This is a genomic window from Arthrobacter liuii (assembly GCF_014639275.1).
Lineage (GTDB): Bacteria > Actinomycetota > Actinomycetes > Actinomycetales > Micrococcaceae > Arthrobacter > Arthrobacter liuii.
Genome location: NZ_BMFW01000021.1, coordinates 44,834 through 65,981, shown reverse-complemented (window position 1 = coordinate 65,981; position 21,148 = coordinate 44,834). Strand labels below are relative to the sequence as shown.

The 21,148-nt window shown below is 64.6% G+C and carries 20 protein-coding genes and 1 pseudogene; 7 read left to right on the top strand and 14 right to left on the bottom strand.

All coding sequences use genetic code 11. The features are described from left to right. Positions 1-390 precede the first annotated feature (390 nt). Both istA and istB read left to right on the top strand, forming a co-directional pair. Positions 391-2,069 (top strand): annotated as a pseudogene (istA, locus tag IEW19_RS16985) (IS21 family transposase). Beyond that, positions 2,066-2,878: an IS21-like element helper ATPase IstB gene (gene istB / locus IEW19_RS16980; protein WP_188572774.1), complete on the top strand. Its 813-nt coding sequence runs from the start codon at positions 2,066-2,068 to the stop codon at positions 2,876-2,878. Before istA ends, istB begins: the two are co-directional and overlap by 4 nt. A 17-nt stretch (positions 2,879-2,895) precedes the next feature. On the opposite strand, the gene IEW19_RS23960 is transcribed toward istB, so the two are convergent. The 5 genes from IEW19_RS23960 to IEW19_RS16955 all read right to left on the bottom strand — a co-directional run bounded on the left by IEW19_RS23960 (position 2,896) and on the right by IEW19_RS16955 (position 6,851). Beyond that, on the bottom strand, positions 2,896-3,243 hold the full coding sequence (locus tag IEW19_RS23960; protein ID WP_188572773.1) for a DUF3024 domain-containing protein: 348 nt from the start codon (positions 3,241-3,243) through the stop codon (positions 2,896-2,898). 22 nt (positions 3,244-3,265) lie between these two features. Beyond that, on the bottom strand, positions 3,266-3,847 hold the full coding sequence (locus IEW19_RS16970) for a hypothetical protein (protein WP_188572772.1): 582 nt from the start codon (positions 3,845-3,847) through the stop codon (positions 3,266-3,268). 80 nt (positions 3,848-3,927) lie between these two features. Next, positions 3,928-4,353: a DUF4913 domain-containing protein gene (locus IEW19_RS16965; protein WP_188572771.1), complete on the bottom strand. Its 426-nt coding sequence runs from the start codon at positions 4,351-4,353 to the stop codon at positions 3,928-3,930. A 12-nt stretch (positions 4,354-4,365) separates the two neighbouring features. After that, positions 4,366-6,135 (bottom strand): type IV secretory system conjugative DNA transfer family protein, encoded by a 1,770-nt coding sequence (locus IEW19_RS16960; RefSeq protein ID WP_188572770.1) that lies wholly within the window; start codon positions 6,133-6,135, stop codon positions 4,366-4,368. Beyond that, positions 6,132-6,851 (bottom strand): hypothetical protein, encoded by a 720-nt coding sequence (locus IEW19_RS16955; protein ID WP_188572769.1) that lies wholly within the window; start codon positions 6,849-6,851, stop codon positions 6,132-6,134. Before IEW19_RS16955 ends, IEW19_RS16960 begins: the two co-directional genes overlap by 4 nt. Positions 6,852-7,076: 225 nt before the next feature. Between IEW19_RS16955 and IEW19_RS16950 the strand changes: the two genes are divergently transcribed. The 3 genes from IEW19_RS16950 (at position 7,077) to IEW19_RS16940 (ending at position 10,289) form a co-directional block, all read left to right on the top strand. Next, positions 7,077-8,168, top strand: a complete 1,092-nt coding sequence (locus tag IEW19_RS16950) for a tyrosine-type recombinase/integrase (RefSeq protein WP_188572768.1) — start codon at positions 7,077-7,079, stop codon at positions 8,166-8,168. Between the two features lie 4 nt (positions 8,169-8,172). Further along, complete coding sequence (locus IEW19_RS16945; protein WP_188572767.1) at positions 8,173-8,523, top strand: helix-turn-helix domain-containing protein; 351 nt, start codon at positions 8,173-8,175, stop codon at positions 8,521-8,523. A 407-nt stretch (positions 8,524-8,930) separates the two neighbouring features. After that, complete coding sequence (locus IEW19_RS16940) at positions 8,931-10,289, top strand: site-specific integrase (protein WP_229748540.1); 1,359 nt, start codon at positions 8,931-8,933, stop codon at positions 10,287-10,289. A 59-nt stretch (positions 10,290-10,348) separates the two neighbouring features. On the opposite strand, the gene IEW19_RS16935 is transcribed toward IEW19_RS16940, so the two are convergent. From IEW19_RS16935 to IEW19_RS16895, 9 genes are read right to left on the bottom strand one after another with little or no spacing between them, the layout of a single operon-like run. After that, positions 10,349-11,893 carry a helicase HerA domain-containing protein gene (locus IEW19_RS16935; protein WP_188572766.1) on the bottom strand — a complete coding sequence of 515 codons (1,545 nt, stop codon included), beginning with the start codon at positions 11,891-11,893 and terminating at the stop codon, positions 10,349-10,351. Further along, positions 11,893-13,401, bottom strand: coding sequence for an SCO6880 family protein (locus IEW19_RS16930; RefSeq protein ID WP_188572765.1), 1,509 nt, complete (start codon positions 13,399-13,401; stop codon positions 11,893-11,895). Before IEW19_RS16930 ends, IEW19_RS16935 begins: the two co-directional genes overlap by 1 nt. Beyond that, entirely contained in the window at positions 13,388-14,671 is a 1,284-nt protein-coding gene (locus IEW19_RS16925) for a TrbL/VirB6 family protein (protein WP_188572764.1), read from the bottom strand. Before IEW19_RS16925 ends, IEW19_RS16930 begins: the two co-directional genes overlap by 14 nt. Position 14,672: 1 nt before the next feature. Beyond that, complete coding sequence (locus IEW19_RS16920) at positions 14,673-15,428, bottom strand: DUF8175 domain-containg protein (RefSeq protein ID WP_188572763.1); 756 nt, start codon at positions 15,426-15,428, stop codon at positions 14,673-14,675. A gap of 25 nt (positions 15,429-15,453) precedes the next feature. After that, complete coding sequence (locus tag IEW19_RS16915; protein ID WP_229748539.1) at positions 15,454-15,738, bottom strand: hypothetical protein; 285 nt, start codon at positions 15,736-15,738, stop codon at positions 15,454-15,456. Further along, entirely contained in the window at positions 15,735-16,337 is a 603-nt protein-coding gene (locus IEW19_RS16910) for a DUF6668 family protein (protein WP_188572762.1), read from the bottom strand. The genes IEW19_RS16915 and IEW19_RS16910 overlap by 4 nt, the downstream gene beginning before the upstream one ends. Positions 16,338-16,371: 34 nt before the next feature. Then, positions 16,372-17,808: a chromosome partitioning protein ParA gene (locus IEW19_RS16905; protein ID WP_188572761.1), complete on the bottom strand. Its 1,437-nt coding sequence runs from the start codon at positions 17,806-17,808 to the stop codon at positions 16,372-16,374. A 42-nt stretch (positions 17,809-17,850) separates the two neighbouring features. Then, on the bottom strand, positions 17,851-18,369 hold the full coding sequence (locus tag IEW19_RS16900) for a hypothetical protein (protein WP_188572760.1): 519 nt from the start codon (positions 18,367-18,369) through the stop codon (positions 17,851-17,853). Continuing rightward, positions 18,366-19,463 carry a CHAP domain-containing protein gene (locus IEW19_RS16895; RefSeq protein ID WP_229748538.1) on the bottom strand — a complete coding sequence of 366 codons (1,098 nt, stop codon included), beginning with the start codon at positions 19,461-19,463 and terminating at the stop codon, positions 18,366-18,368. Before IEW19_RS16895 ends, IEW19_RS16900 begins: the two co-directional genes overlap by 4 nt. 180 nt (positions 19,464-19,643) lie before the next feature. Here IEW19_RS16895 and IEW19_RS16890 point away from each other — a divergent pair, with 180 nt between their 5' ends. Next, positions 19,644-20,381 (top strand): hypothetical protein, encoded by a 738-nt coding sequence (locus tag IEW19_RS16890; RefSeq protein ID WP_188572759.1) that lies wholly within the window; start codon positions 19,644-19,646, stop codon positions 20,379-20,381. Between the two features lie 41 nt (positions 20,382-20,422). Beyond that, a complete protein-coding gene (locus tag IEW19_RS16885) occupies positions 20,423-21,142 on the top strand; it encodes a hypothetical protein (RefSeq protein WP_188572758.1) in 720 nt (239 codons plus the stop codon). Positions 21,143-21,148 lie beyond the last annotated feature (6 nt).

Sequence of the window (21,148 nt, the reverse complement as noted above, 5' to 3'; positions counted from 1 at the left end):
AGTAGGTTGCTAACCCCAAAACAGCACCTAGTAGTGAAACTCGGAGAATTGCATCTCCAGTTGTCGTTTCGGTTCCGTGAGAGAACGCAGGTTCGACTGCGATCAGGAATGTCCCAACGACGCCGCATAGGACACCAATGACGGTCAGCACACGAAAAACGAGTGCAGTTCTGAGTTGGTCTTTCGACAGGAGGCTGAACCTCTTCGTTAGGTTTGCGCCAGATACGAAACCTGCGGCTGTTTGTGCGCTGGTTGTGGCAGTTTGAGTTGGACCCGGTGTGACGGTTTGATTTGAGCCCACCTGCCGACTCGCCGGGTAGCTTGTGACGGTTTGATTTGGACCCACCCCAGCGTTGTTTTCATCTGGTTTCCAAGGGTGGAGGGCATAGGATGGGGTCAAAAGTGGAGCTGTTCGCCAGAATTCGCCGGGACGCACGGGTGGAGGGGCTGTCTATTCGTGCGCTGGCCCGCCGTCATGGAGTTGGGCGACGGATTGTGCGGTTGGCGTTGGATTCGGCGGAGCCGCCGCCGCGGAAGACGCCGGTGAGAGTGGCCCGTCAGCTGGAGCCGGTCAAGGTCCTGATTGATTCGATGCTGTCCGAGGACCTTCAGGCGCCCAGGAAGCAGCGTCATACGGTCCGGCGGATTTTCGCCCGGCTTGCTGATGAACATGGATTTACCGGTGCTTCGTATTCGACTGTCCGGGATTATGTCCGGGTGAAGCGTGTGGAGATTGAGGCCGGCGCCGGGCGGGGACCGGAGGCCTTCGTTCCTCAGGAACACGCACCCGGTGCTGAGGCCGAGGTTGATTTCGGGGACGTGTGGGTGGATCTGGCCGGGGTTCGGACCAGGTGTTATTTGTTCGCTTTCCGGCTCTCTCATTCCGGCAAAGCAGTCCATCGGGTTTATCCGACGTGCGGCCAAGAGGCTTTCCTGGAGGGTCATATCGACGCGTTCGACGTGATCGGCGGGATCCCGGCGCGGCATATCCGGTACGACAACCTGAGCAGCGCGGTGACCAAGGTCCTTTACGGGGGTGGCCGGCAGAGGACGGAGAACGAGCGTTGGGTGCTCTTCCGGTCCCATTTTGGTTTTGATGCCTTTTACTGCGAGCCTGGCATCTCCGGGGCCCATGAAAAGGGCGGGGTCGAAGGAGAGGTCGGCAGGTTCCGGCGGAATTTCCTGACCCCGGTGCCGACCGTTGAATCCCTGACGGAGCTGAATGGGAAGCTCCGGGCGTGGGACCGGAGTGAGGACAGCCGGCGGATCGGCAACAGGATCAACACCGTGGGCCAGGACTTCGCCGCTGAACGTCCTTTCTTGGCGCCGGTACCTGTTGAAGGGTTTGATCCGGGCCTGGTGCTTACGCCCAGGGTTGACCGCTCAGCGCTGATCAGTGTCAGGACGGCCCGGTATTCGGTTCCGGTCCGGTTCATCGGCCGCAGAGTGCGGGTCTCACTGCGGGCGACAGAGATCCGGGTCTTTGACGGCACAACACTGATCGCTACCCATCCGCGCACGGCTGCCAGGGGCGGGCAGTGCGTTCCGCTGGATCATTATCTGGAAGCACTGCGGATCAAGCCCGGTGCCCTGCCGGGCCCCACCGCCTTGTCCCAGGCCCGCTCTTGGGGTGTTTTCACTCCGGCCCGTGACGCGTTTTGGGCATCGGTAAGGAAAACCGACGGCGACGCAGCATGGCTAGAGAACTGATCGATGTTCTGCTCCTGCATCGCACGGTGGACGCCCGGGACGTCGTCGACGGAATCACCGCAGCCCTGCGGGTTGGGGCTGTAACGGCCGATGTCGTCGCAGTGGAAGCCCGTCTGGCGGCTTCTGAACTCGGCCCGTCACGGGGCCCGGCCGATCAGAGCGGCCCCGTGCCAGCGGAAATTGTTCAGCACCGGGTTCTTAGCCTCACCCAGCGGCGCCTGGCAAACCCGGCGGCAGTGATCGACGGCCTGCCTACCGACGGACGGCCGCTGCCATCGATGGCAGCAAACGACCGGCTCCTCAGGCTCCCGGACCGCGCCGCGGCCCCGGATCCCGTCCCAGCCGTAAACGCATCATGAGCCCGACCCCACCGGTAATCATCTCCCAGACCCTGCGCCGCCGACGCGGAATGACAGCACAAGCCGCCGCCATGGCCGTCTTGGAACACGCATGCCGCCGGCTGCGCCTGCCGACCATCAGAACCGTGCGTGAGGAAGCCCTGGCAGGGAGAGGACAGCTTTCACACCAGGGGTTCCTCGCGGAGCTGTTGCTCGCCGATTGTGATGACCGGGACCGGCGCAGTTCCTTACGGAGAATGAAAGCGGCGAACTTCCCGCGCGATAAATGGCTCGGTGATTTCGACTACGAGGCCAACCCGAACATCAACCAGGCCACGATCAATACCCTCGCGACCGGCGACTGGATCAGGAAAGGCCAGCCGCTGTGCTTCATCGGGGACTCGGGAACCGGAAAGTCCCACCTGCTCATCGGTCTCGGCACGGCCGCCGCGGAAAAGGGATTCAGGGTCAGATACACCCTGGCCACCAGGCTGGTAAATGAGCTGGTCGAGGCAGAAGACGAAAAGGTCCTGGCCAAGACCATCGCCCGTTACGGCCGCGTCGATCTGCTGTGCATCGACGAGCTGGGCTACATGGAACTGGATAAACGTGGCGCCGAACTGCTCTTCCAGGTCCTCACCGAACGCGAGGAGAAAGCGTCCGTGGCCATAGCTACCAACGAATCATTTTCCGGCTGGACCAAGACCTTCACGGACCCCCGGCTTTGCGCGGCGATCGTTGACAGGCTCACGTTCAAGGGAACCATTATCGAAACCGGAACGGACTCCTACCGGCTGGCCCACACCAAAAACCAGCAGCTGGCAGGTTGAATGAATACCCCCGGCTGCTATCCCCAGAAAATGGGATCCCCGCTTTTATCCACATGATCCAGGAGGACCTGAAGACTCGGGCTGGGAGCAAGGAACCGGTACTGATGGAACTTCAGATTCCGGTCGCGCCAGAACAAGGTCCATAGCCCTGTCTTCTTCGTGAAAGACATCCGGGCTATGGGGAACCGCGACCATTCCGTTTCCCCGCTCTCATCCCATGGCGGGCGGCATTCAAGAATCGTGATGTGACGGGCAGCGACATCGCACTCCACCCGCATCTCATCCTTGAACCTGGCAGGCACCCGCCCAGCACACCAGCGGCGCGCACGGGCAATATCGAGTTCGGGCAAGCCGGAAGAAACCATACCCACGATAATCCCAGAAGCATCACCAGGTGGGCTCAAATCGAACCGTCACAGTGGGTCCAGAACTACTTGACACAACCAGTGCGCTGGCAGCCGCTGCCTCGACCTCTCGGACCGTTGCGTTTGCATGGGCAACGGCTGCCCGAAGGTGCTGGGAGAGCTCCGCTTGCTCGATCCGGGTCTCGAGTAGCTTCGCCTTGCGTCGATCATTCCGGGCCTCGAGAGCTTCTTCCTTGCGCCCCTCGCCCTCATATCGACCGGACCTATCCAAGGTCGTCTGACCCACCTTGGAGAGGTACTGGCGGATGGTGTTCAGAAGGTAGCCACTCCAGAGAACGATGTTTTTTGCGTCGAGATTCTTTAGAGCCGCACCCAGCTGTTCCACTGTTTCGGTATGGTCCTTGATGGGCTTCTCACCGTGCAGTACCGACTCTTCGTAGGTTGAAAGAAATGCGTAGTCCTCGCTCAAGGCATCGTTCCAAATGAGAAGCACGTCCATGACGCGTTCGTACGCCGAAGGGTCCTCGATACTCAACCGGTCCGCAACTTCTCGATACGGCAAGTTGAGGGATTGGATCCCGGTTTGAAGGTCGCTCAGAGTCATTGGCACGATCCATTCCACCACGGCCTTCGTTCGACGAACGGGGATCCATCGGGGATTCCCGGTTCCGAAGGGCGCGTAAGTCAGGCCAGCTGCTGCCTTACGTCAGGAAACCAGCCTGACGGTGCCCTCTTTGGTTCGAGGTGTTCCGGGTCCCGGTGTTTTTGCATGTCGCATTTGTAGAAGGGGCCGCGTGGGTCGAGGAGCACGCTCATGTGGTGATCTGCGTGGTCTTTGTACCAGACGCTGATTCCTGTTGCCCCGTCCAGCCTGAGGTGCTCCCAGGCCCGCCACAGGGCTTCTATCCGGCTGACCGCTTCGGGGTGGAAGTACCACTCGATGCACCACTTGGCGGCGCGGCCGTCGACGTCGCGGACGTAGGTGGGAAGCAGCTGTTCGTGAAGAAATTCCTCGGCTGAGCCGTAGACCAGCTCCGGTGCCTTCTGCTCCTCCGCCGAAGCGAGGGTTTCAGCGTCGATTGAGCCGAACAGTCCGATCTCGGTAGTCATTTCAGCCTCCTCTTAGCCCGTGACCCAGGGGTTGGAGCCTGCAGCGGCAGCGGCCGGCACAGCTTCCTCTTCGGGGCGGGGGCTGTACTGCTTGATGGACGCTTCAACAGCTTCCTTATGCGCTCCCGTGTACCAGGGCATGGTGCGGACGAGGGTGGCGGGGGCGCCGGAGGCGAGGACAACGGCGCGGCCGCGGTCCAGCTCCGCGAGGTTGGAGACGTCGAAGATGCGTTCCTTCCCTTCCTGGCGGGAACGGCTGGACCCGGATTTGCCTGAGCTGATGGAGACGTTGGTGTAGCTGTAGTCCCCAATCAGGTCCGAGAGGGCGCGGAGGAATCCTTCTTCGGCGACACCGCCGCCGTAGACCTTGACGTTGGCGGCGGACCAGATTTTCCGCATATTCGCCTCTCCCCAGAGTTCGACACCTTGAGACCAGGACTGCAGGATGCCCATGACGATCAGCCCCTTGGAGCCGTAGTGGCTGAACTGGTCCGGCAGGCCGGCCCAGCGGACGACGTTGGCGAGTTCGTCCAGGGCGAAGAGCGCCGGCTTGGGGAGGCGGCCGCCGCTGCGCTCGGCCCGTTCTTCCATGGCTTCTGCGATGGCCACGGTCAAGGCTGTGGTGAGCGGGGCGGCGGAGCCGGCACCTTCTTTGGAGAGAATGTAGATGGTTTCCTGGGATGCGGCGAAGGCATGGGGGTTGAACTGCCGACGGGCGTCCTGGGCAACCGTGGCCCCTCCGGTGGGGGCGACCCAGCGGAGTGTGTTGCGGCTCTTGAGGCACTGGATCATCTTCTCGGCGGTGCCGAAGATGCCGTCGCGCTGCTTGTCAGCGAGTTTGAGCGTGGATTCCAGGCCGCGGTATTGCAGCTCGTAGTCGTGCTCTTTCAGGATCTCGATTGGTTCCTGGCTGACCTGTTCGGTGACCCAGAAATAGACCTGTGTGATGGGCAGGTCCCCAAGGGCGGCGGCGAGGAAGTAGGAGGAGAGGATGTCTTCGGCCTTGGGGTCGAAGTACGCGTCCGGCTTGGAGCCCGGGACGCGGGAGCCGACGGAGAAGTGCTGGGTGAGCTTGTAGGCCTTCTCTTCGTCGGTGACGTAGGAGAGCGGGTTCCACCACCAGTCGGGCTCTTCCTGGGCGATTTTCTGAGGGTCAAAAACCCAGACAGGTGCGGTGGCGGCGCGGACGCCGCGGGTGCCGTCAACGACGTCGCGCTTGTTCGAGGTAGAGACGACCGCGCCGGGCGCGTCCAGGATCGCCGGCATGACGCGGGAGGTGGACTTACCGGTACGGGGCCCCCAGATATCGAGACTCAGGTCTTCCCAGGACTGGATGAACGTCTGTCCGGTGGAGACGACCTTACCCACGACAATGCCCGGTTTGCCGGCGACGCCCAGCCGGTCTGCGGTGGCTTGGGCACCCTTTTCGGAAAACGCGGTGAGGTTCTTGCCGCGGCCGAGGTACCGGGCGGCTTTGTCGACCCGGGCACGCTTGGAAGCACCTTTTCGCCAAGCCCAGAACACGACTGCGGCCAAGGCGAGGACCAGGCCGGCCATGACGACCACAACGACGGTCGCCTGGTCCGGCCAGATGACTTTGCCCTTCACGAGGCCGGCGATCAGGTCGATGGGGTGACCCGGAGGGGTCGGCAAGCCAGCCATCCATGAGCCGATGTGCACGGCGGCGTACGCGCCGCCGCCAACGATGACGATGAAGCCGATTGCCAGCCAGACCAGAATGGCATCCCCCAGGCCCATGCCTTTACGGTTCGGTGCACTCACCTTCTCTTACCTTTCCTTTTGCCAAAAAATGTGCCCTTGCCATCAGTGGGCATACTCTTGGCGGCAAGGGCAGCCTTTTCCTCTTCTAACCTTTTAATGGTTCGCTCCAGGCCGGCTATTTGACTCTTTATCTCGGCCTCGCCTTTCCATATTGGCGCTAAAGAAAAGAGCGTGACAGCGATTATTGGCCAGCCAATCCAAGGTCCGAGTTTTGGATCTAGATTAAATGCAATGGCAGACAGCAAGACGCCGAATAGCGTTATGCCGTTTTGAACGGGCGTGATTTCTGGGTTGTAGACGCGACCCCCGTATATGCCCCAGAGAATGAACGTAAGAGCCGCGGCGACTACCGTGAACGCAAGGGAGAACATCAGCGCCAACGAGGGCCTCGGAAGCGCCGGGGCCGCTAGGAGGTCCCGTGACTGGAAGGCTGTTAAGAAGGCGGCGACTGGCGTCACGAAAATCAATACGATAAGAAATTTTTCCCCTGCGCGATCCCACACCACGATGATGAGGGAGAGAAGCAGTGCAGTGACGAGGGCAAGTATCACCATCGGAGCGGCTGGGGTGACACTGCGTTGATTAATATACTCCACCACAAAGTTAGCGGTCAGGGCGGTTCCAAATAGGGCCATTATCCCAGTGCGATGGAACCAGGCGCCGGGATCTGCTTTTATCCATTCTTTAGCTCTCGCTATAATTCTTGCGAGCTTCATGCGATTCCTCCAGTGTGTGGGGCCTGGGCCCCGGGGTCCATCAAGGGCGCTGCGGGTATCTCTATTCGCTCAGGTTCGTTGGCCTGTTCTGCGGCCGGGATTCGCGTTTGAGCTGGTGATGTCGGTTCGGAGCCCCTTGGGGCCCGAATCGACATCACCAGCGACGAGAGTGACGGTTTGGGCGTAATGTCGACGCATGCTCGCTCCTTCTGAAGTTGGTAGCTGATGGTGCTGGTGGCGTTGCCCGGTGGCGGCGCCATGGATCCGGCGTTCTGGAGTGTTCAGGCGGCCGAGGATTTCGAGCAGGAGATCGTTGACCAGTACGCGTTGGCGATGGCAGCGGCTGGTTTGAGCGACTCGCATATCCGCAATACCCGGGCGACGATTATTGAGTTCGCCCGGTCGGCGACGGGCCCGCTGTGGGCGGCGACCTGCCAGGACGCCGACCGGTTCCTGGCCGAGCAGCGCAGGCTGGGTCGCAGTGTGAGCACCCGGGCCGGCAAGGCAGGGACACTGGCGTTGTTTTACGAGTTCATGATCAGCCGTTATCAGGGCCGGATCCACCGGGTGGCCGGGGTGCTGGTCGAGCAGCCCATCGATGAGTTCAACCGCCAGTCCGGGGCGTCGCTGGGCAACATCAGAGTGCCGCCGTCGGATGCCGAGATCGACGCGTTTTTTACGTGTTGGCGGCACTCGATCCCGCAGGCCCGCAAGTATCTGCCCGCCGCGCGGGACTACTTCGCTGCGTCGCTGTGGCGTCGGCTGGGGTTGCGGATCAACGAGACGGTGATGCTCGACATCCGTGACTGGCGCCCGGACCTGGGCGGGTTCGGCAAGCTCCATGTCCGGTTCGGCAAGGGAGCACAGGGCCGTGGCCCGAAGCCGCGCCTGGTCCCGGCGATCAATGGCGCGGCAGAGCTGATCGACTGGTGGCTGGGCGAGGTGCGACACCAGTACGGCGAGGATTGGGCTCATCCCGATGCACCTTTGCTCCCCTCGGAGCGGTTCGATTCCGAGCTGGGGCGATGCGGCCGGGTCGGTGGCAACGCGCTGCGGCGCAGCCTGGGGTTGCAGGTCGAGCAGTGGTTGCCGGCATGGTCGGGTCGGATGACCCCCCACGTTCTGCGGCATTACTGTGCTTCCTCGCTGTACGGGGCCGGGATGGACATCAAGGCCCTCCAGGAGTTGCTGGGGCATCAGTGGCTCGCGACTACCTCGGGTTACATCCACGTGCGCAGCGAGCATGTCGAGCTGGCCTGGAAGAACGCCAATGAGCGGGTCGAGTCCCGCTTCGGACCTACACAGAAGGAAGGATGAGGCCGTGTTGTGGAACCTGCGGATCAGAGCCGCCGAACGCGGGGTCTGGAAGTCGGCGCAGATGCGCCGGATGCTCGCCGATGCCGGGCTGGAGATCAGCGCCGGGAAGATGTCCTCGTGGTGGGCCGGGACACCGGCGACGATGAGACTCGAGGAGCTCGACGTGCTCTGCTCAGTGTTAAAGTGCTCACCGACGGACCTGATGAGTCCCGAGCCGGACAAGGTCGCTGCACGTCGTCCACGCGCGACCGAGACCGTCAATGGCAATAACCAGGACCACGGCGCCGGCAATGGCGGGGTATCGCCGGTCGTCACGCCGAGATTCGGCAGGCCGCGGTCCGAGCCGCCCCTATAGGCAGGGCTGTTGTGAGTCCTGCCCCGGGCCCGGCGGCGGCGCTGCGGCCGCCATCGATGTGCCCCCGCTGCCAGATCAACCGCGTCGCCTGGGTTCACCCGCGGGTGGACTATTGCTATGACTGCCTTCCCGGCGGCCCGTTCATCGCACCGCCGTGTTCCAAGTGCGGCACCAGCATGGGCTACTTCAGCCAAGGCTTGTGCGCCGGCTGCCATCCCGGCAGCCCGCAATACCCAGGGTCCTGCAGGGGCTGTCTGGCGTGGGGTGTCTACCGCCGCTACAACTGGACGTGCTGGCAGTGTCGTTGGTGGCGCTCCCACAACCCGGAAGGAATCTGCGACTTTTGCGGGCGCGCGGCCCGTATCGGGGAGCGACGGGCCTGCCGCCTGTGTCTGGAACAGGCCCGCATGCTCCAGGAGCCCGGACATGGCCTGGACCTGGCCGGCGCGAATAAGGCCGGGCACCAGCTCTTCTTCGCCAACATGACCTCCGCACGCCGGGGCGCACCAGCGTTGAGCCCGGAACAACGCGCCCCATGGAAGCGGCGGGACAAGACCACCGTGCCCGGCGCCGACCACGGTGTGCAGATGACGTTGTTCGACATGCCGCCCGATCCCGAGGTCATCGCAGCGCGTGCCCGCCTCGAAGACAGAGACCTGACCCGCTACTGCGCCGCCATCGTCCGTGAACACGCCCAGAGGGCCGGCTGGAGCAAGCGGCAACGCAACGACGTGACCCGGTCGCTTCGGCTGCTGCAGGGTTTCCGGCTCAGCCCGACCGCGAAGATCCGCGCCACCGATGTCCTCCAACTGCGCCAATACTCCGGCAACGTCATCTCCACGATCGACGTTCTGGCCGCGGCCGGACTGCTCATCGAGGACCGGCCGACCCGGATCGAACGCTACTTCGCCGCCAAGACCAGCACCCTGCCGCCGGTCATGAAGGACCAGCTCGATGTGTGGCTGCAAGTCCTGACCAACGGCGCCCACCAGGCGCCACGGCAGATCCCGCGCGACCCAGGGACCATCAGGGCGCACATCCTGGGCATCGAACCCATCATCCACGCCTGGGCCGAGGCAGGCTTTCAGTCTTTCGCCGAGATCACCCGCGCCGACATCACAGCCGCGCTGGACGAAACGAGGGTCCGCCGCCACGTCGCCGGGAACGGGCTCAAGTCGCTCTTCACGACCCTCAAAGGCCGCCGGCTTATCTTCGCGAATCCGACCCGCGGGATGAAGGCGTCCCCGAAGGGCAGCACTATCCCTTTCGCTCTGGACGCCGCAGTGATCCGCGAGGAGCTGAACTCCCCGAACCCGGTGGTCGCCCTCGCGGTTGCCTTGGTCGCCTTCCACGCGCTGACTAAGAAACAGCTCAGCGAGCTGCGGCTCACCGACATCAGCGACGGACATCTTGTACTGGGCACCCGCGACATCCCGCTGGCCGCGCCCGTGCGAACCCGCCTGGCAGCCTGGCTCGACCAGCGCAACCGTACCTGGCCAAGCAGTGCCAACCCGCACCTGCTCATCAACCGGCGTACGGCGCCCAGGCTCCTGCCCGTCAGTCGGCAGTACCCCTGGAACGGGTTGACGCTGCGGCCCCAGGCGCTGCGCGAGGACCGTATCCTGCACGAGATCCACGCCACCGGCGGCGATATCCGCCGCATCTGCGATCTCTTCGGGCTCAGCGTCGAAGGCGCCACCCGCTACCTCAACACCGTCGAGCACCCGGACCTCACCCTTGAGGGCGAACAGGTTCCCCGAACCTGAGCACCAACACCCGCTTGCGCCCCCGGGGATGCTCAGGTTCGCGCGGAAAGCGTCAAAATTCACGCGAACTTCTCAACCTTTTCGTGCCAGCGTGTGTTCGTGTCGTTCAGGCCCTCGGCGCGTTCGATGGAGGTCAATCCGATCTGCACCGGGATCCCGGGGCGGCCGCCGACCTTGATGAGGAACTTTCCCCGGCCCGGGGGTTCGACGTCGGCGCCTCGGGAGTCCCAGGCGGGCGGGTCCTGCCAGGAGATGAGCTTCTGCTGTTCCTGCCGCGAGAGCGGGATTGCCTGAGTCAGCAGCGGCATCTCGGAGGCCGGGAGGCCGCCGCAGATGACCATGCCGGAGCGTTCAACGAACCCGCGGGCCTTCATCCGGTCTTCCTCTGCCGGCAGTGCCAGCAGGTCGGACATGGTGTGGGAGATCATGATCTGCCCGACACCCACGGAACGGTTCAACCGGGTCAGGGCGTCGACCCGGTCGACCATCCCCTTGCCCGAGCGCAGCGCCCGCCACAGCTCGTCCAGGACGACGAAGTAGTTCCGCCGTGGTTCCAGGCCGGCGTCAGCGAGGGCGTTGGCGACGTTGACCGTACCGAAGCCGTAGGACCAGCAGGCCAGCAGCACGGCGGCCTGCAGGTCTGTTTCGGTCTCGTCAATGGTGGAGACGTCGAAGACGACGGCGCGGTCCCGGCTCATGGGGTTGGTGGTTTGGCGGGAGAAGATTTCGCCGAGCTTCCCGCCGCCGGTCAGGCCGAGCAGCGTGGCCTCCAGCGCCCGGGTTTCCTTCAGATAGACGTTGATGTCGCCGCGGTCCAGCGCGACCTGGCGCAGCTCGTCGGGGGCGGAGACAATGACGTCGAGCAGGTCTTTGAGGACAGGGACGCCGTCGAACCGGTCATCGAGGACTCGGAGGGCGCGGTCGAGGATGGTCTGTTCCTGGTCGGTGGGCGGGTTGTTCCGGCTGATGGTGATCAGGGAGACGACCATGTTCAGGCGGCGGCCGTGAGCGTCGGCGCGGACGCGGGTGGCGGCCTCGTGGTGGCCGGCCTCTTCGAGTCGCTGGGCGACTTCGACGGCCTGGCCGGGGTCGAGGATGTTCAGGTACCCGACGCCGCGGCCGAGCTTGATGACCTGCCCGCCGAGGGCCTGCACTGCTTTGACGTGCTCACCTTTCAGGTCGCCCAGGACGAGGGCGTTGACGCCCTGTGCGGAGAGGCCCAGGAACATGCGGCGGACCAGTGTGGACTTGCCCAGGCCAGGTTTGCCGAGGATGAATGCGGACGGGTTGGAAATCAGCCGGGCCCGCTGGAACCAGCTGATCGGGTCGCAGCAGACGGTGGCTTGGGTTTCCTCGTGCCGGCCCAGCGGTACACCGATCATGGGTGAGGACGCGCCCGAGGAGAACGGCCACAGACCGCAGACCTGAACAGTGGTGCCGCGGTATTCGGTGACGGAGGGAACGAGAGCGGCCATGCCGCCGCCGCGTCCGGTCCAGCCGCGCGCGCCCGGGCCGGCGTCCCGGGCGGGACGCTTCTCCGGACGCGCCGCAGGTTCCTTTACTGTCTTTGACTTCTTTGCAGTCAAAAGGCGCATGCGGGCCATTAGAGGGCGTCCTTAATCTCGGAGGGCACCATGCTGTGCTTGGGCAGGACCAGTCCCAGGGGCAGGGATGCGGCGAAGGCTGTGTCCTGGGATCCGTAGGCCCGGCGCAGCAGCACACGGGCGGTGCCGGAGGTCTGCTCGATGGCCGCGACAGCGTCCGCGAGGCGTTCCTTATCGGTGACGGTGGCCGTGACGACCATGCCGAAGTTCACCAGGCCCGCGCCCTGGGCTTCTTCCTGCGCGGTCTGCACGGCGGACCGGGCATCGACCAAGGCACGGGCGGAGGGGCGGGTCCCGGAGGTGATGCGGACGTTGGCGTTGTTCTGGTCCCGTTCCACCACGGCCGCGGCGCGGGCCGAGTCCATCGGACGGTACAGCAGGGAGATGCGCTTACGGTCGATGTCCCCGTGCGGGGCCAGGAGACGCGAGAGCACCGAGGAGTTCACGGAACCGCGGGGTGCTCCGGTCATCGTCCAGGATGCCGAGAATGCGCTGTCGTGGCGGTAGTCGTCCCAGCTGGCCTGGGTCGCGGTCGGGCCGACTTCGCCCCAACTCAGGGAGACAGGGGAACCGGCGGCGTGGGCTTCGTCAATGATCAGGGCCGCCGGCGGGTCATAGGCGATCCGGACGACCTCGCAGAGTTCCTGCGCGGACATGGGCCGGGCGATGCCGGCGCCGGTGGACTGCAGCCGGGCCGAGAGGCCCGGAATGCGGGAGGCCAGGTCGCGGGCGACGTCCTCGGGGGTGCGCTTCTTTGATCCAGACCGGAGGGAGGCGTTGAACGTCAGGGAAACCCAGGCCCGCACGGTGGCGGAGCCTTCGGGGTAGGTGTCCACGACTTCGCGCAGGATCGCCTGGGCGAAGGCAGGGGCGTTCGGGTCGATGTTCATCTCGACCTCGTTGCGGAGGCGGTAGCCGGAGTCGGGCGCGGTTTCGACAGTGACGGCGGCGGCGTCCAGGCCGGCTTCGTCGGCGAGGCCGGCGAGCCAGCCGCCCCAGTTCGCCACCCACGCATCGACCTGTTCAGGGTCGACCAGGGACGCGCCGTCGGGCTCGGTGGAGAAGATGACGGTGAAGTGGTTCGTGGCCGGGACGTGGAGGAGGGCGAACGGACGCTTGTAGGAGTCGGAGAATTCGTACAACGTGGACTTCGCGGCCAGTCCTGGCAGCTGGTACATGCCCCACTGCGTGACGCCCAGAGGGCCGGAGCGGTAAAGGTTGGTGCCCGAGCCTTTGGAGATCCGGAAGCTCATCCGGGTCGCGGTGCGGTCAACAATGGACTGGCCATGCTTGTCCTTGACCGTCAGCAGCAGGGCACTGATCCCGGCGACGGCGAGGACCGCGAGGCCGGGAAGCAGGCCCCAAATAGCGAAGCTCGTGATGCCCAGCAGCAGACCGACCATGACGATGCCGGTACCGATGGCGCCGAGGTTGCCCAGCCCCGCCGAGCGGGGCACGCGCCAGTTGCCGTAGGACGGTTCTTTGTATTCGGTGTTAATTGCTGCCACTGGGGCCCTCCCCGGTTGAGTCCTGTGCGGTTTGTTGGGCGGCCTGGGAAACCCGGGACGCTACTTGTGTTCCTGCTGCCACGGCCATACCAGCCGGGCCGGCTGCTGCCGTCGCACCCGACGCGGCACCTGCCGCGCCAGCGGTGCCGGCCCCTGCCGTTCCGGCGGCACCTGCAGCTCCAGCTGCTCCTGCGGCGGCAGCCCCCTGCGCCCCCGCAGTACCGGCCGAGCCGGGGTTTGGTTTCCCACCGCTGCCCTTGGGGCCGGGGGTCCCGTCGCTCCCCTTCGGGGTTGAGCCCGGCTGGTTGGAGCTCGCCGGCGTGGGGGCGGCATTGCCGCGTCCGCTTCCACTGCGACCCATGGACACGGCACCGGTGGCCACAGCTCCTACGGCGGCGCCGGCTCCCGCGCCGCCGCCGGAGGCGACCGCTCCGACCATGGGGGTCACGAAGCGCATCAGCGCCGGCATGGCGAACAGCGCCACGACCATGAGCGTGAATCCAGTGATTGAGCCGATAAGCGCGTTCTTCCCGCTGCTCCCCATGAGCAGGAAAGCCACCGAGTACACGATTGCCGCGGCAGGTTTGTAGAGGATGAAAGCAATCGTCCAGCCGACAGCTTTCTGGAACCACTGCCTGCCCATCTCCGTGTTCGTGAACGCGGCGGTCGTGGGCAGGATGCCGGCGAGGATGACCAGCATCCCGCTCCGCACGACCATGAGCACGACCTGGACGAGGGAAGCCAGCAATCCGATCAGTCCCAGGATGATGAGGATGAAGACCCCGACGCCGGTCTGGTTGGTCATGACCAGAAGCTTCATCGCGTCCGCGAAGCCTTTACCGTCGGTCGAGCGGTTGATGATCGCGGCCGAGAACGCATCCGCAGCGACCACGAGAATCGAAATGACCCCCAGGCCCAAGCCGGACACCAGCGTCAGCGTGACCAGTGAGCGTAGGAGATCCTTCAGGGGTGCTCCCCGCTGCTCCCAGATCATGCGAATACCGCCGATGATGACCGCGAGGACGGCCAGGGCGACAGTCCAGACCATGAGCTCGCCGTTGACCATGGAAACAACCGGGCTGGCCGCCGTCCCGTCATGGCTCGTCAGGTTGACCGTCGGCATGGAGACCCAGAAAGTCGACAGAGTCGTCACCATCTGGCTCATGCCTTCCATGATTGCCTTCGCCATGTTGTTCATCGCGTCGTTCGTCAGATCGGAGATGGCGTTTCCGACGCCGCAGCCTAGGTCCCCCCATTTGCAGTCGGCCATGTCAGATCCCGGACCAGAGGATGAAGCCGCTCAGATCCCTGAGCTGTGACACGTTGCTGAAAGTAACGCCGTCGTCCGCGGGCTTCACTTTCCAGTCCCCGTCCATCCACCGCATGGAAATTGTTGTGTGGGCGAGGGCTCCGGTGTCTGTTTTGAAGGCCAGATCGAGGTTGGCTTCGGACGGGCTGTAGGACTTCACGAGGAACCCTTGGACCTGGATAGTGGTGCTGTTCCCGGACGAGCCGGCGCCTGCATTGGTCTCGCGGAGGGCAGCATCCCTCCCAGCGCCGGGCACCAGGAGCTTTTCAGCGAGCTTCTTTTCAAGCTCGGGCGCACCCGAGGAACCGAGTGCAGCCACATTCATGGCTGCGTAGAGAGCGCCCGTGGGCGAGTGCGCGAAGCAAGAGCGGAACCCCTCCGCGTCGGTTGTCCCCGGGCCGACAGCCTTCGGGTCGGTGGGCACGGCCATCTTTCCTACGAGTTCCCACTTGGACGTCGGTGCCGTTCCCAGCGCCGTGTCCTTGCTGGAGGGCAGCCCGCAAACGCTTTTGCCTGCCGCGTCCGCCGCAGCTGACGGCGTTGCAGAGGCGCTGGACGAGGGTGAAGCGGGGGCCGGCTGGGCAGTGGCGTCGCCCTTGGGGAGCAGGAAGATGACGACGGTGGCCGCGATGAGCGCCACGACCAGCGCCGCGGCGATGATGAACCCGGGTTTGGTGAAGGGGTTGGCCTCGGGGGTGCTTTCGGTGGACTGGCTCATGGTGAACCTCCCGTGTGGTGGTGGTTTAGACGAAGGCGCGAACGATACCGGAGGCCCCGGTGATGATGATGCAGCCCAGCAGTACCCAGCCGAGCTTTCCGATGGCCTGGGCTCCCTCGCCGCGCTGGAGCTGGATGACCATGCCGATACCGACGATGATCACGCCGAGCACTCCGAGGACCAGGCCGATGCCGGAGGCCCAGTTCAGGATGGTGAGCAGACCGCCGGCCTGGGCCGGGACGACGGGGGTCGGGTTGGGGATGAAGCTTGAGTCCAAGCGGGCCAGGGAGTTCATGGTGAGACCTTTCATTTGGTGGTGCTGGTGTCAGCTACGAGTGCAGCTATGTCGGTGGTGAAGCGTTGGTATTCGCGGGCCGAGGGGACACTGGGGGTGTCTTCATGCCGCCATGCTTCGACCCAGGGCAGGGTCCAGAGGCGAGGCGCTCCCCCGCCGACAATGGCGGTGAAGTCGCGAAGGGCTTTGGGCGTCTTGCCGGGGGCGTCGGCCAGGACGGCAAGGCCGAGGAGGTCAACGGCCGGAGCTGCCCCTGACGCCCACTGGGTGAGGGCGCTGCGGGCCGCGGTCAGTCCGCGCATATCGGCGCGGCAGACCAGCAGCAGCTTCGGGGCGCTTCCGTCCTGCGGAACGGGCCAGCAGTGTCCGGTGGCGCGTGCCCCGTCCAGGAGGTCAGCGAGCCGGCTTTCCCCGGAGCCGCCGTGCGCGCCGGTGATCCAGAGGCCTGCGGTTCCGGCGACGGTCCTGCGGCCCAGCCGGTCAGCGGCGTCGGGTTCGACCATGCCCCGCAACGGAGCGGTGATGGCCGCCGCCGGCGGGGTGTGTGCCTCCGGCTCCGCCGTTTCCGTCTCGACGGCGGGGCGGCTGATCCAGGGGTTCAGGGTCTGCTGCATGGGTCCTCCTTTCGAATGTCCGTTGAGTGGGTGGTTAGAAGCCGTCGGCGACGGCGGCGGCCGCGGCGAGCCAGGCCCGTTGGGTGGCCGGCTGGAGGGCTTCGTACCGGATGGGTCCGTTGACCAAGGCCGGGTCATAGGGGATGCGGACGACCGTGCGGACGAACGGTTCGAAGCCCTTGGCGATCCGCTCCGCCTCGTCCTTGGCCCGCTTCAGGGCATCCCCGCTCATGGACCGTTTCGCGTCGGTGGACTCGGAGACGATCACGACCGCGTTGCGGGCCAGCTCCGCGTCGTGGCCGCCGCGGGATTCCAGGGTCTGCAGCGTCAGCCGGGCGGCTTCGGCGCGGTCCTCGATAGCCGTCACGGGCACGACGAGCTGGTTGGTGTGGTCGATCATGCGGCGCCAGTTCGCGGCGCGGGCGGTGTTGCCCGAGTCCATGACAACGAGCCGGTAGTACCGGGTCAGGACCTGGTGGGCGATATCGACTTCCTCGGCGGTGACTTCGTGGTCGCCTTCTTCGTTCTCATCGGAGCGGAGGACATCGAACTTGTCGGCCGTCTGGTGGTGGACGAACTTGGCGATTTCGGCCGCGTTCGTGGACGGGGACAGCAGCTCGGTCGAGGAATCGATCAGGTCTAGGACGCTGCGGTCGTGGGAGCCCTTTTCGGTCCGCCAGCCCAGCGTCCCCTGGGATTCGTTGTTGTCCCACGCGACCGTGGCCGCGCCGCTGTAGCGGGCGAGGATGGCCGAGAGCATGACGACGGTGGGGGTCTTGTTGGCCCCTCCCTTGCGGTTGACCACGGCGATGGTGCGCGGGCCGGGCCAGTGCTGGCTGACCGTGCGGATGTCCTCGCGTTCGGAGAGTTCTTCGTCGGAGGGGTTCATGCGGATGCCCAGGCGTGTGAGGGCGCCGCGCCAGCCCTGTGTGGCCGGCTCGAGGACCGGGGCGCTGACGAGGAACGAGGTCTCTTTCAGGCTGCGCCGCGTCGGAGCCGGCTCTTCCACTGCCGCTTCGGTCGCTTCCGGGGCCGCGGGTGGCCCCGGCTGGGAGTCGGCTACGGCGGCGGGAACCGGGGCGGTCTCGGCAGGCTGGGGTGCGGGCTCCGGTGCCGTAAGAGACGTGGTTTCGATGACGGCAGGGGCGACTGTCTCCGGGGTGGTGGCGGGGGCCTCGGCCCGGCGGCGGGCCGTGCGGGATTCGTAGGAGACGGATTCGATCTTGTTGTCAGGGTGGACGATGAGTTCGCCGTGGCCCTCTGGGTCTTCGATCTGGACCCGGACCGGGCGCTGGAGCGTTTGCGCTTCGCCGACGACCAGGGCCAGGGCGTTGTTGCGGAGGTCCTGCAGGGATTCCCCGGCGGGAACGATGCGGGAGTTGCCCGCGACGACGACCTCGGCGGTGCCGTTGTCGCGGACGATGGCCTTGATGCTGGGGAAGGCCATAACTTGCGTAGGTGAAGTACCCATCGGCTTGTTCCTTAGGTGTGAGAAGGGGAAAGGTCGTGTCTTTTAGGATGCTGGCGGGGTGAGACGGTTGACCTTCCACGGAGCGTCCTTGCCCGTGCGGAGCAGCTGCAGCGTGTAGGTCCCGGCGTTCGTTGGGACAGAGGCGGTCGCGCCGTAGCCGTTGGTCTCATCGACGGACAAGGTCGCCGCTCCAGTGACACGGGAGGACGGGATATTGGAGGGATCCACGGAGGAATAGTCGGCCGTGGCCTGAGGCGTCAGCCAGCGGGCCAGATCGTTGGCCCACTGCTTCTCATCCAGAGTGGGCCGGGCGAAGTCGGTCATCGCGTTCTCGGCCGCGTCGACGGCGGCGTCCTTGCTGGCCTGGTCCCATGCGATGCCGATGGTGGCCGGTACCGTGCCGCCGGGTGCCTGGGGGCCGCTGTTGGCGCTCAATGAGACCGGGGCGGAGGCGGTGGGGCTGGCACCGGAAGAGGACGCGGGTGTGGTCCCGGTGGAGGCGGCAGGGGCGCAGGCCGAGCACAGCAGCACCACCGCGATCAGGGTCAGGGGCTTCTTCACTTCGTCTCCTCTTGGACGGGCAGGTACAGGAAGGCTGAGGGGACCGTGTTGGACACGGTCCGGGTGTAGTAGTTGTGGTCATCCGGGGCCGGGTTGCCGTTGTAGCCCTCTTCGACGTAAGTGCCGTTGTCCTTGACCTCCTTCACGACGCCGACGTGGCCGAAGTTGGGGTCCGCTCCCCCGGCCCCGGGCGCGTACCAAACCACGGCACCGACTTTGGGTGCGCGGCCGGTGGGCCAGCCCTTGGCGTCCCATCCGGCCTTCCACGTCAGGGCCGAACCCAGGCCCTGGCCATCGGGACGGAAGTTGCTGTTGAGGAACCTGAACGGCGCACTCGTGGAGCCCATCTGCTGGTTGACCCGCCACAGGGCGAAGTCCACGCACTCCCGGTAATACATGCCCAGCGGTGAAGTGCTGGCGGAGGTGGCCCCGGCCTGCATCCACGTCGGTGAGTCCTTCCACGGGTAGTCGTTGCCGGCACCGGACTGGCCGGGGATTCCACACTCGCTTCCCTGCAGGGAGAACTTCGAGGTGGAGAGGGCCTGGACGATTTTCACGGCCTCGGGCCAGTACTTCTGATAGTGGTACGGGTCGGCATTGCGCTGGACCTTGTTGGCCGCGATTGTCGGCTCCAGCAGTTCCCAACCCGCCACGCCCTGCAGCGCCTTCATAAAGTTCGTGGCGCTCGTGGTCGGATTCATGCGGTCCTCATAGGATCCCCACGCGCCGTTGCCGCGCTGCTGGAACAGGCCACGGGAGTCGGGGCCGGCGGTATCGCCAGTGTCCAGAACACGCAGGCCCGACTCCCCCAGGGCAACCATCACCGCGATCATCTGACCATTCACGGAAAGGTTCAAAGCCTTGCCCGCCCCCATGATCGAGGCGGCATTCTTCAGCTGCTCCTGGGAGTAGCCGGCGACTTTAGTATTCGCGTCCACGGAGACGGAAATTGCCGGGCCGCAGTCCGCGGCCGCAGGCTTTGCGGGCCCCAAAAGCAAGAGCATCGAGAAGACCAGACCAAGCAGGACAACAGGCGCCGCGATAGCGGCTCCTCTGCTCAGCATCTTGGACGGCTTCACGAATTCCCCCTGCATTCTTTGCTGTTTTCGCCCCGGGCGGCCAAGGTTCGTAGGCGGGGCCCGGCTAAACTCAAACCCAGAAGCTACGATGGATTAATACAAGTGTTGATATTTCATAACTTGTTTAATTATTGGTTCAATCCTAGCAGGTGTTGATCGATCGTGCTTGCGTATCCCCTTGTCTAAGGAGTGTTTGTGCCCGTCTCAGCTGACGAGTTCAGGGAGTGGCTTGAAGGGGGATCCCTCAGCGCCTCCCCCACGGCCCTGAGCGCACTGACCGGGATAAACCGAGGAACGCTGAACAACCAGATCCGCCGCGGAAATGTGGCCGAGTCAACGGTCATTTCAGTTGCCCGGGCCACCGGGATGAACGTCATTGACGCACTCAGCTCATTCAGCCCGTACCAGGTGATTAAGAGCCGGCCGATAGAGCCGTCGAGGGCGGAAATACTGAGCCAGGTGCACCATGCCGACCTCATGGCTGAACTTCAGTTCCGCACGTCCAAGAAGCACTACCCCCGCGAGCTGCGGAAGGGAATTGCTCTCATCGACTTCCCCCACGAAGGCTCGGTCCGGGCTTGGATTGATGCGATCGACCCCGGAGATATCCGCCACCAGATGTCGCAGGAAACCGGCATGGCTCTGACATATATCGCGACTCAGCTGACTGAAAACAAATTGAACCCGCCCCTGGCCTTGGCGGCGTCCAGGGCCGGAGGCGGATCGTTTGCGACCGGAATGGTTGTCACCGAACTAATCTCACCGGCAGAAGGCGGCTGGCAGGTGCGGTCGAGGGAAGACGAGCTTCTGGAAGTGTCGGATGACGTTCTCGTGGACACTATTTCAGCGAGGATTCACCTGCTGCAGCGGCGCGTGAAGCAGCGCAGGGAAGCTCACGAATACGCCCGGAAAATGACCGAGCTGCTGGGATGAATCCGCTTTCCGTCGTCCCGGTCAGTCTGATGCTGATTCTCTTGGGAAGTCTGACTTTCAAACGGATCAACACCCCCGTAACCGGCTACGAGCACGCGTTGCGGGGTAAAGCCAGCAGCATTGCGCTGTCCGGAATTTTCCTGACACTCGCTTACGTGCTGCTGCTGCCGCCCGTCTACATCCCCGTGGACTCCGTTATGCCGGTGACTAACACCACCGACCTCATCTCCAAATACTTCGCACTCATCGCGGTTGCCTTCCTGGGCGGCCACCTGAGCGTCGCCTACGCCTCACCATTCGCCCGGCGCTGGACCGTCGGAGCACCCGGCGCGGTCATGCTGGGCGTCGTCGCCACCGGACTTCTGGGTACCCTCCTGGCCACTAACGCGCCAAGACCCTCCCCCCAGCTCCTGGACTACGCTGCGCAGCCGAGTGTCCGCCTCAACACCTGGCTGGTGCTGGCCTACGTCGCCTATATCGTTTTCCCCTTGATCGGGCCCGCGTACCGGGACGCACGCAAGAATCCACTCAGGGTCGGTCGCCTGGCATCGGGTTTGATCGCTGGAGGTTTTGCGCTGTCCCTGGCCCGAGCCTTCACCTATCCCATCGAATTGGGAGCAACCGGCGACGTCACGTATCTGTTCATGATCGTCTCCTACATCTCGACCGCTTTTGTCGTGATCGGGCTGGCCCTCTTCGCTTATGCGCGCCGAAGCCGTAAAACTGAAACAGAACTCGGTTCAGCTCTCTCGATCGACTAGAAAGGC

Bases quoted from the DNA above. Each gene is read 5' to 3' on its own strand.
- istB (WP_188572774.1), top strand. From the start codon at position 2,066: ATGAGCCCGACCCCACCGGTAATCATCTCCCAGACCCTGCGCCGCCGA.
- IEW19_RS23960 (WP_188572773.1), bottom strand. From the start codon at position 3,243: ATGGTTTCTTCCGGCTTGCCCGAACTCGATATTGCCCGTGCGCGCCGC.
- IEW19_RS16970 (WP_188572772.1), bottom strand. From the start codon at position 3,847: ATGACTCTGAGCGACCTTCAAACCGGGATCCAATCCCTCAACTTGCCG.
- IEW19_RS16965 (WP_188572771.1), bottom strand. From the start codon at position 4,353: ATGACTACCGAGATCGGACTGTTCGGCTCAATCGACGCTGAAACCCTC.
- IEW19_RS16955 (WP_188572769.1), bottom strand. From the start codon at position 6,851: ATGAAGCTCGCAAGAATTATAGCGAGAGCTAAAGAATGGATAAAAGCA.
- IEW19_RS16950 (WP_188572768.1), top strand. From the start codon at position 7,077: ATGGTGCTGGTGGCGTTGCCCGGTGGCGGCGCCATGGATCCGGCGTTC.
- IEW19_RS16940 (WP_229748540.1), top strand. From the start codon at position 8,931: ATGCTCCAGGAGCCCGGACATGGCCTGGACCTGGCCGGCGCGAATAAG.
- IEW19_RS16935 (WP_188572766.1), bottom strand. From the start codon at position 11,893: ATGGCCCGCATGCGCCTTTTGACTGCAAAGAAGTCAAAGACAGTAAAG.
- IEW19_RS16925 (WP_188572764.1), bottom strand. From the start codon at position 14,671: ATGGCCGACTGCAAATGGGGGGACCTAGGCTGCGGCGTCGGAAACGCC.
- IEW19_RS16920 (WP_188572763.1), bottom strand. From the start codon at position 15,428: ATGAGCCAGTCCACCGAAAGCACCCCCGAGGCCAACCCCTTCACCAAA.
- IEW19_RS16915 (WP_229748539.1), bottom strand. From the start codon at position 15,738: ATGAAAGGTCTCACCATGAACTCCCTGGCCCGCTTGGACTCAAGCTTC.
- IEW19_RS16910 (WP_188572762.1), bottom strand. From the start codon at position 16,337: ATGCAGCAGACCCTGAACCCCTGGATCAGCCGCCCCGCCGTCGAGACG.
- IEW19_RS16905 (WP_188572761.1), bottom strand. From the start codon at position 17,808: ATGGGTACTTCACCTACGCAAGTTATGGCCTTCCCCAGCATCAAGGCC.
- IEW19_RS16895 (WP_229748538.1), bottom strand. From the start codon at position 19,463: ATGCAGGGGGAATTCGTGAAGCCGTCCAAGATGCTGAGCAGAGGAGCC.